The sequence below is a fragment of the Acinetobacter sp. 1124_18A genome (assembly GCF_052824995.1).
The window spans coordinates 12,905-30,973 of record NZ_VTDF01000004.1; the positions used below are offsets into that span (position 1 = coordinate 12,905).

Here is an 18,069-nt window from a genome sequence, read left to right on the forward strand (position 1 = left end):
TTAAACCTAGAAGTCTTTATTTTATTAAGGACTTCTTTTTTATAATTAAATTTTTGCTTAATGATTATAAATAGAAGAGCTTTACAAAATATCAATCGATTAGGACAGATGAATAACACAATCTGATCAAATTCCTCATAAAAGAGGATTATTCTTTTTATTAGAACAGGTAGTAGGAGTATGGACATGAAAAAAACAATTGGATTAGTTTCTGCTTTAATGTTGTCTACGCTTATGTTTACGGGTTGTCAAAATATGAGTCCATCTGATCAGCGTATTGGCGCAGCAGCAGCAGGTGGTGCGCTCGGTGGTGGCTTAGGTAATCATGTAGGCGGTGGTGTTGGTGCGGGCTTAGGCGCAGCAGTAGGTGCTGGTGTCGGTTCAAATACCCAAGGTGGTAGTAAACAAACCACGACTAAGAGCGCGATCGGAGCTGGTATCGGTTCTGTGGTAGGTAAAGCAATATTGGGTGGTGACTCTGGTGCTGCAATTGGCGGTGCGATTGGTGGCGGTGCTGGTGCAGCGATTGAAGAAAAAAGATAACTTAGTATCGAATGAATAAAATAAGCGCTTTTTAGCGCTTATTTTTATTGGGGGAAAGGTTTTGCTTTTTTACGTCGGATATAAAGCGTTTTTTTTACTTCGGCAATTCTTACCCCAGTTTCATCAAAAATGTTTAGATGATAAGTTCTTAAAACAGGGTCGTAGTTGTCGGCAAGCTCTCGAATTTGCTCAATTTCAGCTAAATCTACTCGAATATCTGCATGTACCGTACTTCGACCAGGGGAAAGAAAATTAATTTCAGCAGCTTTATCCCACACAATATATTTTGAACCGAGGTGATGTAGCAGAATCATCATATAAAATGGATCAACCATTGAATAAATACTGCCCCCGAAATGTGTTCCGACCAAATTTTGGTTTTTCCATGTCAGAGGCATTTTTACGCGTACGTGACAAAGATCTAAATTCATGATTTCAATATAAATCCCTGCTCCACGATAAGGTGGGTAGTGATTAAATAGAAATTTTGAAATCGTAGGATTGTTCTGAAGTCTTCTTAAAATAGCCATAATAGTCAATTTTTTTTATTGAAACAGTATTCATACTAGATAAGTATCATCTTTTTTATATTGATGGCAATGCTCTATCCGACTAACGACATGATCGATTGAAAAACAAGATAGGAAATGATTATGCAGCCAAAAGTTCATACAGTAACAACAAGTGACCAACAAACGCTTTGTGCCAAAACATGGGGCGACGAAAAAAATACACCGTTGGTTTTAGTACATGGTTATCCTGACAATCAAGAAGTATGGGAATCAATCATTGAACATTTAATCAATGACTTCTACATTGTCACCTATGATGTACGTGGGGCAGGTTTGTCATCTATACCAAAACGTATACGTGATTACCGTTTAGAGCGTTTATCTCTAGATTTAAAAGAAGTGGTAGATGAATTACTACCAAATCGTCAATTTCATATGGCTGCACACGATTGGGGTTCGATTCAATCTTGGGAGTCGGCAACAGAGCCTAAATTTAAAGGGCGTTTATTATCATATACAACTATTTCTGGGCCATGTCTTGACCATGCTGCTTTATTTTTGCGTGATAAATTTAAAACTTCACCAGGTCAAATTTTAAAAATATTAACCAAATCTTGGTATATCGGTGCATTTCATCTTCCACTGCTAGCACCAACAGTATGGTCTCTTTTTAGCCCTGAAAAATGGGGTAAAGTTCTGACTCAGCTCGAGAGAAAAAGTAATTTACCTTTAAATAATAATATTAATGCAGATGGTAAATATGGAATTAATTTATATCGGGCAAATTTTATTCCTCGTTTAACTGGCCCTCGTCAGCGTTATGCTCAATGTCCAGTCAAAGCCGTTATTTTAAAATATGACACTTTTGTGAGCCCTGAATACATCACTGAGGCTATGCCAAAGTGGGTGGACAATTTTGAATATGTAGAGCTTGAAGCAAATCACTGGGCAATTCTAAGTGAGCCAGCAAAAATTGCAGATCATATTCGTCAGTTTATTAAGGCCCAAGCTTAATCATTGAGTGACTGCATAAAACTGTTAATTCGGCGATATTTTCGGCTTCATAGGTCTGAATCTGATAGAATGTCGCCTTTTGTTTTGCTCTGAATTTATTCATGAATGCTGTCGTTATTGCGATTGCAGTGATGTTTTTATTATCACTGGCGCGCGTTTCTGTCGTCCTGACTTTAGTGGTTTCTGCTATTGTAGGCGGCCTCGTAGCAGGTTTAAGCCTTTCTCAAACCGTTGATGCCTTTAACGCTGGTCTTGGCGATGGTGCTGAAGTTGCACTTGCCTATGCGGTGTTAGGGGCATTTGCTCTGGCACTTTCAAAATCTGGTTTACCTGATTTACTTGCCCATAAACTGATTGGTTTGTTGGGAATGGAAGCAGGAAAAAGCCGCGAAACTAAAGTGAAATATCTACTCTTAGGTATTTTACTGATTGCTGCTATTTTCTCTCAGAACCTTATTCCAGTTCATATTGCCTTTATTCCTGTACTCGTTCCGCCATTATTACGGGTAATGAACCATTTAAAGTTAGACCGTCGCGCCGCAGCCTGTGTGCTTACGCTAGGTTTAGTCGGAACTTATATTTTTCTTCCGGTTGGGTTTGGTGCAATTTTCCTTGAACAAATTTTGATGGGAAATATCAACAAAGTTGGTGCTGCCTATGGTTTGCATGTAGAGCGTGGCATGATGTCAATTGGCATGGCTATTCCAGTTTTAGGGATGGTTTTAGGTACTTTGGTTGCTGTATTTATTAGCTACCGTAAACCGCGAATTTATGCCGATCGTGCTATTACACCAACTACAACGATTGATTTAGATAAACCCCTTCGTGCAACAGCGCAAGATGAAACAGCTGACTTAAAAGCAGATGCTGAAGAATTAAAGCATGAGGCAGAGCAAGCGCCCGTGATTGCAAAGAAAACGATCTATATGGCATTGCTTGCAATTGGCCTGACACTCGCTGCACAGCTTTATTCAGGTTCAATGATTTTGGGTGGTTTAGTCGGTTTTGCTGTTCTATCCACTGCTGGAATTTTTAAGTGGCAAGAGGCAGATGATGTCTTTGTACAAGGCATGCGAATGATGGCCTTGGTGGGTTTCATTATGATTTCTGCTGCGGGCTTCGCATCGGTAATGACGCATACAGGTGATATCAATCAACTGGTAAAAGGTGTGGTTGAAATCATTGGAGATAATCGCGCACTTGCAGCTTTCTTAATGCTTTGTATTGGTTTATTTGTGACGATTGGTATTGGTTCATCTTTCTCAAGTGTACCTGTACTTGCTGTCATTTATGTACCGTTATGCGTACAGTTTGGATTTTCACCATTAGCGACGATTGCCCTTATTGGGACAGCAGCAGCATTAGGTGACGCAGGCTCACCAGCTTCTGATTCAACTTTAGGGCCAACAGCTGGTTTAGGTGTAGATGGGCAACATGACCATATTTGGGATACGGTTGTACCTACATTTATTCATTTTAATATTCCGCTATTAATTTTTGGCTGGATTGCTGCAATGGTTTTATAAGTTTTTTATAAAATATTAAATTATTAACCTTCTTAATAATGATCTTTAGATTTAAATTAAGAAGGTTTTTTATTGAATAAGTTAAAGATGTATTTAAAATAAATTATATTAAAATACTCAGAATTAAAAGTATATTAAAATGGTTGGTAATATAAAATAATCTTGATTAATAAGGTTGGAATAAAAACCTATTAAAATAGTTGGTTAATATATAATTTTATTTAAAACAGTTATTTAAAAATAAACGTTAAATTAATTTTATAATGCATATTGCATGATTTTAAAATACGTGTTTATTATAAATATAAATAAGTTTGGAGATATTAAAGTGTTCAAAAAAGTTTTGGTTGTTGCATTAATGGGGGTGTCTTCTTTTACTTTTGCTGGTAACTGGCAAGTGAAATTTGGTGGAAGTGTAATTGCTCCATCAGAAGATACGACACTTGCTGAAAACACTGTAGTTAAAGCAGATCATGAATATGCATTTACACCATCAGTAGAATACTTTTTCGGTCAATCTCCATTTTCGGCAGAGTTATTATTAGCAACACCGATTAACCATGATGTGTTGTTAAATGGAAATAAAGTAGCGAGTCTTAAACAGTTACCACCAACGATTACTGCTAAATATAATTTTAAAAATTCGACTCGTTTTACGCCATATATTGGTGTTGGTGCAACCGCATTTATTCCTTGGGATGAAGAAGGGGTTGCTGACAAAGTTAAAGAAGATTTTGGTGTAGCAGGGCAAGTTGGTTTTAATTTTCAGCCTGCTGATGCTAAAAACTGGGGAGTATTTGTAGATGTTCGTTATATGGATATTAGTCCGGAAGTTACTTTAACAAATGGTGCTAAGTTTGATTTAGATATTAATCCGTTTGTTTACACTTTAGGTTATAGCTATAAATTTTAAGCATAATAATAAATAGAACAATATAATAATAAACCTAGACTCAGGCACCTCACATATATTTTATGTGAGGTTTTTTTATGAGTTTTACTTGCACTAAAAAAAGCATAAAACAGACAGTTTTCTACACATATTATGCATATTTTTTTCTAAACTAATTTTTATTCATTACAAACATGGGAATAAAATCATGAACAAAAAATTAGCGATGTGTTTGGCTCTTTTTAGTGGTATTGCCTTTACACAGAGTTTGCAAGCCGCAAGTTTCTCGTGTGATGCTGCAAAAACGAAAACGGAAAAAAGTATTTGTAAGAACCGTTCTTTAAATGATGCTGATGTGAAAATGGCGACGACCTATCAAATTGTTCTGCATGCTTTACCAATGGGCGGGCGAGACAACCAAAAAGATGCTCAGCACCAATGGCTGAAAAAAAGAAATGCTTGTGTGGCTGGTATAAGTTGCATTAGCAAAGCTTATCAACAACGACAACAGCAGCTAGATGCAATATTGCAAGATAGAGTGTTAAGCCACGGTCCATTTTAATTAGAGTAAAAATTTTTAATATTCAGGATTGAAAAATTCTAGAAGTACTCCATTCATAAAGCATTCGAGAACAAACAGACTTCAAAATTTAAGGAGTGATTTATGAGTGAACAAGCATCACAAAATTATAGTTTCCAAGCGGAAGTTGCACAGCTTTTACATTTAGTGACGCATTCTCTCTATTCTAACCCTGAGATTTTCTTACGCGAGCTTATCTCTAATGCATCAGATGCATGTGATAAGTTGCGCTTTGAAGGAATTAATCATCCTGAATATTATGAAAATGATCCAGATTTACATGTACGGGTCATTTTAAATAAAGAAGATAAAACTTTAACGATTTCTGATAACGGTATTGGTCTAAATCAGCAAGAAGCGATTGATAACTTAGGTACGATTGCAAAATCAGGTACTAAAGATTTCATGTCAAAATTGACTGGCGATCAAAAAGCAGATGCTCAGTTGATTGGTCAATTTGGTGTTGGCTTTTACTCAGGTTTTATTGTTGCTGACAAAATTACGGTGGAATCACGCCGTGCAGGTCTAGATGCATCTGAAGGGGTGCGTTGGATTAGCGGTGGTACAGGCGAGTTTGAAGTTCAGCAAATTGATAAGGCTTCACGTGGTACTGACATTATTCTTCATTTGCGTGATGATGCGCTTGATTATTTAGAATCTCATAAAGTTAAGCAGATCATTAATAAATACTCTGACCACATTAGCTTGCCAATTGAAATGCAAAAAGAAGTTTGGCAAGAAGAAGAGGCTGCGGAAGGCGAAGAGTCTAAAGGTGGTCAAATGGTCAAAACTGGCGAGTGGGAAGCGATTAACTCTGCCAGTGCTTTATGGACACGTAACAAGAGCGAAGTGACTGAAGAGCAGTACGTTGAGTTCTATAAAAACTTAACGCATGACTTTGAAGCGCCACTGGCTTGGGCACATAACCGTGTTGAAGGTAGTACCGAATATACACAGCTACTTTATATTCCAAGTAAAGCACCACATGATATTTTTACTCGTGAAGCAAAAGCGGGCATTAAGCTCTATGTGAAACGTGTCTTTATTATGGATGATGCGGATAATTTAATTCCAAATTATCTACGTTTTGTTCAAGGTGTGGTGGATAGTGCTGATTTACCACTCAATGTAAGTCGTGAGTTGTTGCAAGAAAGCCGTGATGTTAAAACGATTCGTGAAGGTAATGCACGCCGCGTATTAACTGTACTTGATGGCTTGGCTAAATCGGAAGATGAACAAGACCAAGAAAAATTCAAGACGTTCTACAGTGAGTTTGGCTCAGTCATTAAAGAAGGTTTGGGCGAAGACTTTGGTAACCGTGAACGTATTTTAAAATTATTACGTTATGCGACTTCAACAAATGATGAAGTGACGACTTCTTTCGCTGACTATAAGGCACGTATGAAAGAGGGCCAAAAAGCCATCTATTATGTGACTGCTGACAGTTTAGCGGCAGCGAAAAACTCACCGCAGCTTGAGTTGTTCAAGAAAAAAGGCATTGAAGTATTATTAATGGCTGAACGTGTTGATGAATGGGCAATGAATTTTGTTCAAGAGTTTGAAGGTACGCCATTAAAGAATGTGTCTAAAGGCGCGGTTGATTTAGGTGACTTGCAAGATGCTGAAGAGAAAAAGGCACTTGAGCAAGCAGCTGAACAATTCAAACCTGTTGTTGATAAGCTAAGTGACTCATTGAAAGCTAAAACGCAAGAAGTACGTGTAACGACACGTCTAGTTGATTCTCCTGCATGTTTAGTGACTAGTGAAGGTGAATTATCACCTCAACTTATTCGTATGCTTAAACAAGCAGGACAGGCAGTGCCGGAAATCAAACCAATTTTAGAAATTAACCCTGAACACCCATTGGTGAAGAAACTTGAAAGTTCAGAGCACTTTGATGACTTGGCTAACGTCATTTTTGATCAGGCGGTTATTGCTGAAGGTGGTTTACCAGAAGATCCAGCAGCTTATGTAAAACGTATTAATAGCTTATTGCTGAAATAATTCAGTTTAAAAAAAAAGCCTCTGAACCTTCAGGGGCTTTTTTTGTGGATAAAGAAAGAGTTATCCACAATTTGATAATTTTTGATTAAAAATTAGCTTCGAGATTCATTTGAACGCTGAGTTGATGTTTCGAATCATCATCAATATGGTTAAAAAAGTTAAGGTCATTTTGCATAAAAAGCCAATTTCGCCACACAGGCTGGCGCCAAGAAATATAAGGCCCCCAACTATTTAGTCGAATGTCATTTTTGGTATATATTCCACCACTATAGACACCGTAAGTAAGATCATTATCCTTTAAAAATTGATATTGCTGGAAAGTCCAATTTCCCCAACTGTAATCTTCATTTTCACTCTTATTCACATTAAATTTATTAGCAAAAAGAGTGTTATCTTGCATTTTCTGCGTTAAGTTTAGCGTTGTTTCGGTGTAGTTTCGGCTAGTAGAGCCGTAGCGAAATACTTGTTCTGTATCCAAACTAAAGTTATGTCTTAAATTCCATTTTTTCTTTGCCAAAAATTGTACATAAACATCGTTTTCTGAGTTTGAACCTAGGTCAAGATTATTTTCAAAAGGCATCCATGTTGAAATGGTAGCCCAACTTGCACTCAGTGGATTAGTTGTCGAAACCTGAGCTGAAGAGTTCTTCTTCTTTTTCTTACCAAAGGTTTTATAAGTTTGGTCAGGCTGGGTTGCACGCTTCCATAAAGTATCATTTCCAAACACAGCCATAAGCTCTTGAACTAATGCTATATCGGGTAAAGCATTATTTGTCTCTATTTCGCAAGGAGAGAGTGCAAATGGCAGAGAAAGTCTATTTGCTTTGCTGAGTTGGTTCGATGAGTAGGAATGTCGCCTTGAACGTTGGTGCTTCAAAGAATTATAAAAAAATTGAGTATGCGGAATTAAAGCCAATACGCCTAAACTATAAAGGCAAACTAAGACAGCTGATCTGTATTGAAACGAAAAAGGAGAGAATTGATTCATCGTTCAAAATAATAAAGAATCAAAAAAATTAGAACGATATTTTAAGAAGCTAAGCTTAAATTTTTATTTAAAAGTATTTTATTATTCATCACCTTGGATGGGTTCCAAGGTGATGTTTGGCAACTTAAAACAGAGCTTCTAAGCGCAAGAATGTGCTGACGAAATGGTTGCGATCTTCACGGTGGTCATTAAAGTAATTTACATCTCCTTGAACAAAGAACCATTCACGTAAAACGGGTTGGCGCCATGAAACAAAAGGCCCCCAACTATTCAAACGCAAGTCATTGTCGTTGTAATAACCGCCTGTATAAATACCATAGTTAAAACGGTTGTTTGCAAAGAAACTATGTTCACGGAAAACCCTGTTTTCCCAACTTAGATCGTCATCTTGATCATCGGCATAAGTTAAGCTGAACTGATTCGATAAAATCGGTTGATTTGGGCGAGCATGAGTCAGTTCTAGATTAGTACGCAAGTAGTTTTCACTGTCTATGCCATAACGATAAATTTGCTCAGCATAAAATTTAAAATCATTACGGAGTTGCCAATTTCTCGATGCTTTTAAACGAACATAAATATCGTCGCCAGAACGAATACCTAAGTCCGCATCTGTTTCAAAAGGCAATTTTTTCGAGAAATCTGACCAGCGTAAAGCAATAGAACTGTTGTCATCTCGCGTTTGTTTACCATTTAACTTCTTATTTGGGTCTTGATTTGGGTTCTGGTTAATATTGGCTGGACTGTTATTAAATTCGTTATCGAGAGAGTCATCACCAAATACCACGCTTAGACGTTTTTCTAGCGTCGGTAATTTAATCCTGCCTCGTATTCTGGGTTTAATTTCAAAATTATCGTATTCATTCCAATAGTTATCGACCATCACACGGATGGTTGCTGTAGCAGGTTTCTGTGGATCGACTTCACCAAACCAGTTGTCAATTTTTTCAGAAGTACGATCGGCCCAATTACGAATGTTCTTTTGTTTACGGTCAACCCATGTTTGATCTTCTGTTTGTTCGGTAGGGGGAACAATAGGTTGATTCGACTGCTCTGGAAAAATGGTTGGGGTCGCGTCTACCCACCGTGGGATTTGATCTAACAGATTTTCATCTGTTGTAACTTCAGTTTGAACTCCAGATGACAAACCTTCTGCTTGCTGTTTTTGAGAGGAAGAGGTGGTTTCTGCATGAGCAATGCATACCGAACCGAATCCAAGAGTTATAAGTGCAAAAAGCTGCCGATAAGGCATTACGTGAAATGTTTTCATATCTATCTTTATGTTTTGTTGTTATTTCCACTTTTGTTGATTTTTCTAATAAAATCAAGAGGACGACACAAAAGTTAAGTAAATTTAACTTTTTTTACATATTTGAAATAAATGAAAAAGTTTAAGCTAGTAGCGATTATTTTTAGCCAAAAAAAATCCCCCAATTAAGGGGGATGATAGATCAAAGAAACTTCAAATTCCGATCATTAAACACATAAAAAACAGAACATTACAGCGCGAATATTCTAAGAAGCAATCATAAACTGATTTTAAACAATTAGATAGTTCTTTTTTTAGAACGCTCTATTGCTAAAATGGCGATAAAACATACGATTTCATCACACTTTCAATTGTGTTGATTTATTTCTGTGGAATATCACATGATTCATCATTACAAACTGCTGCATCATCCTGCTCAACTGCTTCAGCATTTGTTTTAAGCTGTGCTTGCTCTAAGACTTTTAAAAAGACGTCACGTGGTTGAGCACCAGCGAGTGCAATTCTTTGATCAAATACAAAAAATGGCACACCCGTAACATTTAACTGCTCTTGAGCAATCTTTTCGTCATGACGAACAAAGTCAGATAGCTCATTTGTATCTAATACAAATTCAACTTCGGCATTATCAAGGCCAATACGAGAAGCAATTTCTTCTACAACTTCACGTTCACCAATTGCCAGACCTTCGGTCATATAAGCATGGAAAAAAGCTTCTTTTGCTTGGTTGCCTAAGCCTTTACTTTGCGCAAGATGGATAATACGGTGAGCATTAAAGCTATTGCCTGAATTCGCCTTTTGCCATTGGAAATCAATACCTTCAGAGGCAGCCATGGCCGCAATATTGCGCTCCATTTCTTCCATCTCTTCATAGGTACGGCCATATTTTTTAGCCAAACGCTCAGTATTTGATGTGTCATGTTTTGCTGGTGCATCAGGATCTAATTCGAAACTATGCCAGTGAATTTCAAGCTCAATACCTGCTTCAGCAGCTACATGTTCAAGGCGTTTTTTGCCGATATAACAGAAAGGGCAAACTACATCAGACCAGACATCAACACGCATGGGAGAATCTCATAAATTTTAATTACCCATCATAATAGGGATGATGCACAAGGATTTAAAGCTTTGAGTAGCGAATACAGTGTTGCGTATTGTGAAATAAATGGCATATAAAGAAGAATAAGCTCTATTTTATAACTATAAAGAGCAAAACTATAAGAAGGGAAATAGGAGGTGTGTATGCGCCGAGTTTTGATTGCGATAGCAAGTCTGGTTGTTGTCATAAGCATTATTTTTTTCACCTATCAGCATATTAAACAGCAGCAAGCCAAAGACAGCAGTCAAATGTTTGATGTCGTCATGACTGAAAAAATGAACCAGCTTTATGAACAAGCGCAAGACTGGTCTAAACCTGTCGAGCTTAATATTCACGATAAACGGTTGGCAGGACACTATAAGCAAATTTCAGAATTTCTTTTAAGTTATTGGATTCAAAATATAAATGCACGCAATGAATACTTAAGAGAGTTAAAGGCGGCAAAATGGGATACTTTTTTAAATGTTGATCGTTTAGATCTTGATAAAAAGCAAAAGTTTGTAGAAACCGAGAAGATGTTATCTGATGTCCGTATGGCTTCAGATAAATATCAAACTGAATATGAAAAAATTCATAAAACTTTCTTAGCAAAGGTTCAAGAATTGTCGGTCGATGCAGAGATGAGACAACTGCTTGAAATGAAATTGGGTACTCAACAAAAAGCAGATAAAGATCATGCAATTTTTATGATTGAGTTACAAATTTTAGATAAAGCAGAAGAAATGTTTAAGCTTCTAAAAAACTACCCATGGCAGAAGAAAGACCAGATGATTCTTTTTCATGAAAATGCTCAAGTCAAAAAATTTAACCAGCTTTACCAAGATGTTTTAAAGCTGAATGCAAAAGTTGAAAAAATTAAGAAAAGGAACGTAGCTGCATTAGAGGGAGATTTAAAAGAATAAATTGAACGTGAGCATCAAAATTTATGGATTGGTGCTCTCAGCTTTCCCTTTACTTAAAAAAGATTGTAATAAACTTTGAGAAGATTGTAGTTTGATTAACTGCTGGGACACATGCATGAGCTCAGTTTGCAGCTTTTCTTGAACTACTGAACATAGCGTAAATACGCGTTCATCTAAATCAAAACAAGGTAGCAAAGCCTGAATGTCTTTTAGATTCATTCCTGCATCATTTAATATTTTAATTTTCTTAATATTTTCAATATCTTTTTGCGTATAACTTCGATAGTTATTACTCGCCCGATGAGGCTGTATAAGCCCTAAACTCTCATAATAACGCAGCATACGAGGGCTTACTTTTGTGAGTTCGGCAACTTTGGCAAGGTTCATAAAATAGGGTTGACCTTAACAGTGGTGTCATAGTTTAGCATGTTTATATCTTTCAAAATGGTACTTGTTCCATGATTAGAAAACTCATTTTATTGGTGTTATTCGGATTAATGTCATTTGTTGCAAATGCCAAAACACTTGAACTGCAGGAGAAGAATATGCGTCAAATATTTGTGCTTCATGGTTACTCTGCTTCTATAGATGATCACTGGTTTTTAGATTTAAAACATCAGATAGAAGACGAACATACAATCGTTACCTTAATTCCATTTCCAGATTCGGAACATCCAGATGTAGATGCGTGGCAAAAGGTTTTAGATCAACATATCCCTACTGTGGATGAAAATACCTATTTTGTTGCACACAGTTTAGGGGTTATTACTTTACTGCATTTTTTGCAAAGACATGATTACCAAAATATTGGAGGAATGATTTTAGTATCCGGATTTTCTGGACCTATTTCAGATTTTTCTCCACTCGATGCTTATATAACAAAAAGCAAAGTCGATACGAGTTACTTTCATCGCATAAAGAAAAAACTCGTTTATTTGTCTGATAACGATGATTTGGTTCCGCCTAAACTTACGATTCAATTCGCTAAAGAAATTGATGCGCCGTACATTACAGTGCCTAATGGCGGTCATTTTTTAGGGCGGGAAGGTTATACAACATTTCCGCAAGTCGTGAATTCTTTAAAAGCGATGTTAGAGAGGGAATAAAATTTATAAGATAAATCGCACTCTATAATCTGAACACTTTTGTCTCAGTTATAGAGTGCATTTATATAATTGGACTCTTCTAATAAATAAAAGAACCTTACTATTACATTAAAATTTTTAATTATATTTACCGTTTATCTGAGCCTTACTGAATCAAATTCGACTTTGTTGTAGCCTATTTATAGATACTTTTAATTTAATCATCATCTTTTAATTTGAATAGGGTGACTGATTTTTGGAGCAAGTTATGAACTTTCTAAAACAATCAGCTTTGATCGCTGCATTTGCTTTTATAGGGTTGCCGACTGTTCAAGCTGAAGAGGTCGCTACGTTACCTACAATTCGCGTTATGGCTGAATCTGAGCTGCGTGAAGAGGTGGGGTTTGTACCATTTCAAGAAGATAAAAAAGTGCGTCAGGCTCTGCAACATCGTGAGTATAAAACTCATTACGATATACAGAATGCTTTAGTCCCTGAAGGCATGACTACGGTAGATTATCAGCCAGTTATGGCACAGCCTGATTTGTCTCAACTTTCTCCATTCTTACAACAATACATTTTAGCGGTAGCAGGTGGAATACAGTCTTCTGATCCAACCAACGGTATTTTTGAAATGTTAAGAGATTTGAATATTAATCGAAGTAATGTCGACGCTTATCGTGAGGGTACGATGAAAGTGAATATTCAAGATATTAGAGATTTACAGCAGAAAATTAAAGATGGTCTTCAAGGCCATTAAAAAAATCCCCGCATTGAGCGGGGATTTTTTCATCTTGGTGTTAATTAAACACGTTCGATAATCGTTGCAATACCTTGACCAAGGCCGATACACATGGTCGCAAGACCAATTTGAGTATCTTGTTGTTCCATTACGTTTAACAACGTAGTGGTGATACGTGCACCAGAACAGCCTAGTGGGTGACCCAAAGCAATCGCACCACCATTTAAGTTAATGATGTCTTGCTTGTCATAAACGCCTAAGCCTTTCATTACTGATAAGCCTTGAGCAGCAAATGCTTCGTTTAACTCGATAGTTTGAATATCAGCCATCGTTAAACCAGCACGTTTAAGTGCTTTTTGAGTTGCTGGAACTGGACCGTAACCCATGATTGCAGCGTCACAACCTGCAACTGCCATAGAACGAATCACAGCGCGTGGTTTTAAACCTAACGCTTGTGCACGTTCAGCAGACATAAGTAACATTGCAGAAGCACCATCAGACAAAGCTGAAGATGTAGCCGCAGTTACAGTACCGCCTTTTGGATCGAATACAGGGCGTAATGCTTTGAATGATTCAAGATTTGCATCTGGACGAATCACTTCATCGATATCACAAAGGATTTTAAAACCATTTGCATCGTGACCTTCAACACCAACGATTTCGTTTTTGAAACGACCTTCTTGAGTTGCAGCCCAAGCACGGCGATGAGATTCAACACCAAATGCGTCTTGCTCTTCACGGCTAATGCCATTCATACGACCTAACATTTCAGCAGTTAAGCCCATCATGTTAGATGCTTTTGCGTAGTGTTTAGATGCTTCTGGGTTTAGGTCGATGCCGTGCATCATACCTACGTGGCCCATGTGCTCTACACCACCAATAATGAAGATATCACCTTGGTTGGTTGCAATCTGTGCAGCAGCAGTATGAAGCGCTTGCATAGATGAACCACAAAGACGGTTTACCGTTTGACCTGCCACAGTTTTTGGTAGGTCAGCCAATAAGCCGATGTTACGGCCAATGTTCATACCTTGCTCTAGAGTCTGGTTTACACAGCCCCAGATCAGGTCTTCAACTTCATTGGTATCAAACTGGTTACGAGCAACGAGTGCACGAACTAATTCAGCAGATAAGCTGTCAGCACGTACATTGCGGAACATACCGTTTTTGGTTTTACCCATTGCAGAACGTACGCCATCAACGATGACAACGTCACGTGGATTCAAAGTAGCCATTCACGTTGCTCCTTAACCGTAGAATTTTTTGTTGTTAGCAGCCATGTCACGCAACATTTGTGGCGCTTCATAAGCCTTACCTAAGTGTGCATATTTGTTGCAAAGCGCAACGTATTCAGCAACACCTGTTTGGTCGATATAACGACATGGACCACCACGGAATGGAGGGAAACCTACACCCATAATCATTGCCATATCAGCTTCAGCTGCAGTTGCAACGATGTTGTCTTCTAAGCAACGAACTGTTTCGTTACAGAAAGCAAGCATCATGCGATCAATGATTTCTTGGTTATCAAACTCGCGTTTTTCACCAGTGACGAAAGGAGCAATGATTTCATACGCTGTTGGATCAACAGTTTTTGCTTTCTTGCCTTTCTTGTCGAGTTCGTATTTGTAGAAACCAACGTCATTCTTTTGACCAAGACGTTTAGCTTCGTACATTGCTTGGATTGAACCTTTGTAGTCTGGCTTCATACGGTCTGGGAAACCTTCAGCCATCACTTCTGCACCATGTACACCTGTGTCGATACCTACAACGTCGATGAGGTAAGCAGGACCCATTGGCCAACCAAACTTAGACATTACATTGTCAACTTGCTGGAAGTCTGCGCCATCTTTTACAAGAAGGTCAAACGCACCAAAGTAAGGGAACAATACACGGTTAACCAAGAACCCTGGGCAGTCGTTTACAACGATTGGTGTTTTACCCATTTTTTGAGCAAGAACAACAGTAGTTGCAATCGCTTCTTCAGAAGTCTTTTCACCACGAATGACTTCTACAAGCGGCATCATGTGAACTGGGTTGAAGAAGTGCATACCTACAAAGTTTTCGGGACGCTGTAATGCTTTTGCTAAACGCGTAATTGAAATTGTAGACGTGTTAGACGCAATAATCGTGTTTTCACGAACATGCTTTTCAGTGTCTGCAAGAACGATTTCTTTAACTTTTGGATTTTCTGTAACCGCTTCGATCACGATGTCGACTTCTTTAAACTCATCGTAGCTTAAAGTAGGGCGGATACGTGCAAGGGTTTCACCCATTTGCGCAGGTTTCATTTTCTTACGTTCAACTTGTTTAGTTAACAAGCCGTTCGCTTCTGTCATACCTAATGCAAGTTGTGGGTTACCAATATCTTTCATGATGATTGGTGTGCCTTTGCTTGCCGCTTGGTAAGCAATACCACCACCCATGATACCAGCGCCAAGTACAGCAGCTTGGTTTACAGGATGCGCGCCTTTTTCATGTTTCTTAGCAGTTTTCTTAACAACTTGGTCATTGAGGAATAAACCAATCAATGCACCTGCTTGTGGAGTAATCGCAGCTTTTGCAAAACCTTCAGCTTCCGCTTTTAATGCTTCGTCACGCGTAAGGCTTGCACCCGCTTGTAATGAATCAAGTAATAATTTTGGAGCAGGGTATTGAGCAGGATTTGCTTTAGCAAGTACAGCACCTTTTGCTGTGTTGAACGCCATCATTTGTTCAAGTGGGTTCAATTTTACAGCATCAAGTTTTTCTTGACGTTTTGCTTTCCAATTCAAACGACCAGAAATTGCTTGCTTCACTAAATCAGTTGCAGCTTCAAGTAATTTATCAGCAGCTACAACCGCATCTACAGCACCATCTTTTAGGGCAGCAGCCGGTTTTTTAGGAGCAGCCATTGCCATCCATTCAACCGCGTTGTCGATACCGATAACACGGCTTAAACGTACGCTACCGCCAAAACCTGGGTATATACCAAGTTTAATTTCTGGTAAGCCCACTTGTGCAGCTTCTGACATCACACGATAGTCACACACTAAACACATTTCAAAACCGCCGCCTAACGCCATACCGTTAATAGCAACAACTTTTGGAATATCTAAATCTTCAAAGCTATTGAAGATTTCGTGAACAGGCATAAGCCAGTCAACAATCGCTTTTTCGCCTTGAGCGAAGTTTTCACCAAACTCGGTAATGTCTGCCCCAACAATAAATGTTGATTTGCCAGAGGTAACAACTAAGCCTTTAATATCATTATTTGCTTTTACCGCAGCAATAGCAGCTTGGAAATCTTCAATTGTTGCACGGTTAAATTTATTGACCGACTCACCTTGTAAGTCAAAGCGGAATTCTGCAATTCCGTCCGAAAGCATTTGGACGGTAATGGCATTGCCAGCGTGGATCATGCCTGATCTCCTTGGTTTTGGAGGACTTCTAAATTGATGTTATGAAGCGTGTGCACAGCTTAGGTACACATTTATGCTTCGCTAATCTTACGATAACTATATCTAAAAAAAACCTGACAAGTTGTATCAAGCCGTGACGCAAGGGTCATCTTATTTATTATTCAATTCATCTGTATTAAATGCATAAAAGAAATCATAAAGATAGCTACTAATCAAAGGCTTTTGTTTTGCTTTAAATTTTTATTTATAAAGCTCTCGAATTATTAAGCTTTCATATAAAAATTATGAAAATTCAAAAGTTAATTTTTTGTCAAAAAAGTCAATTGTTCAGTTTTTACCTTAAAAGAATGAATAAAAATAACAACAAGTGTTAACTTCTTAACATGCTGGAAAAATATCGTATGTTGTTTTATTTTTCATAAAAAAATCTAAGGTCTATTATTTAACTTAATTTTTTGTATTGGCTTTTTATAAGTCAATTTTGTTAATATTTTTTGCTAACTAACATAAACTTCCGGTTTCTATTGCCTTAAATATAAGGTGAGGTTGCCCCCCATTTTTTTGAAAGAGTAGCAATATGATTAAGTGGATCATATTAGCGATTTTCGTGGTATCAGCATTGTATATCCAACATCGCGGTAAAGTGCGTCACTCGTTTTATCGTCAATTTTTTGACCATTCAACCTTGCTCGCACCGATTAACTTTTTAATGTACATCTTTTCAAAGGTGCCGAATCAGCCTTATATCGACACTCAGCATTTTAAAGATTTAAAAGTGTTGGATGAAAATTGGGAAATGATTCGTGATGAAGCGAAAGCTTTATATGATCAAGGTGGGATCAAAGCTTCAAGTACATATAATGACTTAGGTTTTAACTCGTTCTTTAAAACAGGTTGGAAGCGTTTTTACTTAAAATGGTACGAATCAAGTCATCCGTCTGCTGCGGAGCTTTGCCCGAAAACCACAGCACTGCTTAAAACATTGCCAACAATTAAAGCCGCAATGTTTACCGAACTTGCACCCGACAGCCGTTTGGTAAGACATCGTGATCCATATGCAGGTTCACTCCGTTATCACTTGGGTTTAATTACACCAAATGATGACCGTTGTTTTATTGATGTTGATGGTGAAAGATACTCTTGGCGAGATGGTCAAAGTGTCGTGTTTGATGAAACCTATATTCACTATGCTGAAAATAAGACAGATCAAAACCGTATTATTTTCTTTGCAGACGTTGAACGTCCAATGAAAGTGAAATGGATGGAACGTTTCAATCATTGGTTTGGTCGGAGTGTGATGACAGCGGCAAGTTCTCCGAATGAAACAGGTGACCAAACAGGTGCTTTAAATAAAGCTTTTGGTTATGTTTACCAAATTCGTATTAAAGCCAAAGCACTGAAAGCCAAAAACCGTAAGTTATATTACTTCTTAAAATGGTTTGTGATGTTGGGAATTTTCTTCCTGATTTTTGTTCGTCCATATATATTTTAATTAAAGCGCCCGAAAGGGCGTTTTT

General features: G+C 37.8%; 17 protein-coding genes. 10 read left to right on the top strand and 7 right to left on the bottom strand.

Going from position 1 to position 18,069, the window contains the following annotated elements; all coding sequences use genetic code 11:
* Positions 1-186: 186 nt before the first annotated feature.
* Positions 187-543: a hypothetical protein gene (locus FY048_RS09960; RefSeq protein WP_016139475.1), complete on the top strand. Its 357-nt coding sequence runs from the start codon at positions 187-189 to the stop codon at positions 541-543.
* A gap of 44 nt (positions 544-587) precedes the next feature.
* Here FY048_RS09960 and FY048_RS09965 read toward each other — a convergent pair whose 3' ends face one another.
* On the bottom strand, positions 588-1,073 hold the full coding sequence (locus tag FY048_RS09965) for a DUF4442 domain-containing protein (protein ID WP_446091017.1): 486 nt from the start codon (positions 1,071-1,073) through the stop codon (positions 588-590).
* 117 nt (positions 1,074-1,190) lie between these two features.
* On the opposite strand from FY048_RS09965, the gene FY048_RS09970 reads away from it, so the two are divergent.
* From FY048_RS09970 to htpG, 5 genes are all read left to right on the top strand, one after another.
* Positions 1,191-2,069 carry an alpha/beta fold hydrolase gene (locus tag FY048_RS09970; RefSeq protein WP_446091018.1) on the top strand — a complete coding sequence of 293 codons (879 nt, stop codon included), beginning with the start codon at positions 1,191-1,193 and terminating at the stop codon, positions 2,067-2,069.
* A 101-nt stretch (positions 2,070-2,170) separates the two neighbouring features.
* Positions 2,171-3,595, top strand: a complete 1,425-nt coding sequence (locus tag FY048_RS09975; protein ID WP_016139472.1) for a Na+/H+ antiporter family protein — start codon at positions 2,171-2,173, stop codon at positions 3,593-3,595.
* Positions 3,596-3,923: 328 nt separating this feature from the next.
* Positions 3,924-4,508, top strand: coding sequence for an OmpW/AlkL family protein (locus FY048_RS09980; protein WP_446091019.1), 585 nt, complete (start codon positions 3,924-3,926; stop codon positions 4,506-4,508).
* A 187-nt stretch (positions 4,509-4,695) separates the two neighbouring features.
* Complete coding sequence (locus tag FY048_RS09985; protein WP_446091020.1) at positions 4,696-5,049, top strand: lysozyme inhibitor LprI family protein; 354 nt, start codon at positions 4,696-4,698, stop codon at positions 5,047-5,049.
* A 102-nt stretch (positions 5,050-5,151) separates the two neighbouring features.
* Entirely contained in the window at positions 5,152-7,071 is a 1,920-nt protein-coding gene (gene htpG / locus FY048_RS09990) for a molecular chaperone HtpG (protein ID WP_446091021.1), read from the top strand.
* Between the two features lie 85 nt (positions 7,072-7,156).
* On the opposite strand, the gene FY048_RS09995 is transcribed toward htpG, so the two are convergent.
* From FY048_RS09995 to FY048_RS10005, 3 genes are all read right to left on the bottom strand, one after another.
* Complete coding sequence (locus FY048_RS09995) at positions 7,157-8,059, bottom strand: selenocysteine synthase (protein WP_446091022.1); 903 nt, start codon at positions 8,057-8,059, stop codon at positions 7,157-7,159.
* Between the two features lie 124 nt (positions 8,060-8,183).
* A complete protein-coding gene (locus FY048_RS10000) occupies positions 8,184-9,326 on the bottom strand; it encodes a hypothetical protein (protein WP_446091023.1) in 1,143 nt (380 codons plus the stop codon).
* A gap of 360 nt (positions 9,327-9,686) precedes the next feature.
* Complete coding sequence (locus FY048_RS10005; protein WP_336165802.1) at positions 9,687-10,388, bottom strand: DsbA family oxidoreductase; 702 nt, start codon at positions 10,386-10,388, stop codon at positions 9,687-9,689.
* A gap of 177 nt (positions 10,389-10,565) precedes the next feature.
* Between FY048_RS10005 and FY048_RS10010 the strand changes: the two genes are divergently transcribed.
* Positions 10,566-11,324: a hypothetical protein gene (locus tag FY048_RS10010; protein WP_446091024.1), complete on the top strand. Its 759-nt coding sequence runs from the start codon at positions 10,566-10,568 to the stop codon at positions 11,322-11,324.
* A gap of 21 nt (positions 11,325-11,345) precedes the next feature.
* Here the strand turns inward: FY048_RS10010 and FY048_RS10015 are convergent, their stop codons facing one another.
* Positions 11,346-11,711, bottom strand: coding sequence for a MerR family transcriptional regulator (locus tag FY048_RS10015; RefSeq protein ID WP_080026191.1), 366 nt, complete (start codon positions 11,709-11,711; stop codon positions 11,346-11,348).
* 71 nt (positions 11,712-11,782) lie between these two features.
* On the opposite strand from FY048_RS10015, the gene FY048_RS10020 reads away from it, so the two are divergent.
* Positions 11,783-12,430 carry an RBBP9/YdeN family alpha/beta hydrolase gene (locus tag FY048_RS10020; protein ID WP_446091025.1) on the top strand — a complete coding sequence of 216 codons (648 nt, stop codon included), beginning with the start codon at positions 11,783-11,785 and terminating at the stop codon, positions 12,428-12,430.
* 247 nt (positions 12,431-12,677) lie between these two features.
* Complete coding sequence (locus tag FY048_RS10025) at positions 12,678-13,169, top strand: hypothetical protein (RefSeq protein WP_446091026.1); 492 nt, start codon at positions 12,678-12,680, stop codon at positions 13,167-13,169.
* 44 nt (positions 13,170-13,213) lie between these two features.
* Here FY048_RS10025 and fadA read toward each other — a convergent pair whose 3' ends face one another.
* Positions 13,214-14,386 carry an acetyl-CoA C-acyltransferase FadA gene (fadA, locus tag FY048_RS10030; protein ID WP_004640802.1) on the bottom strand — a complete coding sequence of 391 codons (1,173 nt, stop codon included), beginning with the start codon at positions 14,384-14,386 and terminating at the stop codon, positions 13,214-13,216.
* 12 nt (positions 14,387-14,398) lie between these two features.
* Positions 14,399-16,552 carry a fatty acid oxidation complex subunit alpha FadB gene (gene fadB, locus FY048_RS10035; RefSeq protein ID WP_446091027.1) on the bottom strand — a complete coding sequence of 718 codons (2,154 nt, stop codon included), beginning with the start codon at positions 16,550-16,552 and terminating at the stop codon, positions 14,399-14,401.
* Between the two features lie 577 nt (positions 16,553-17,129).
* Between fadB and lpxO the strand changes: the two genes are divergently transcribed.
* The gene (lpxO, locus tag FY048_RS10040) at positions 17,130-18,044 is read left to right on the top strand and encodes a lipid A hydroxylase LpxO (protein WP_446091028.1); all 915 of its coding nucleotides are present in this window, start codon (positions 17,130-17,132) and stop codon (positions 18,042-18,044) included.
* Positions 18,045-18,069 lie beyond the last annotated feature (25 nt).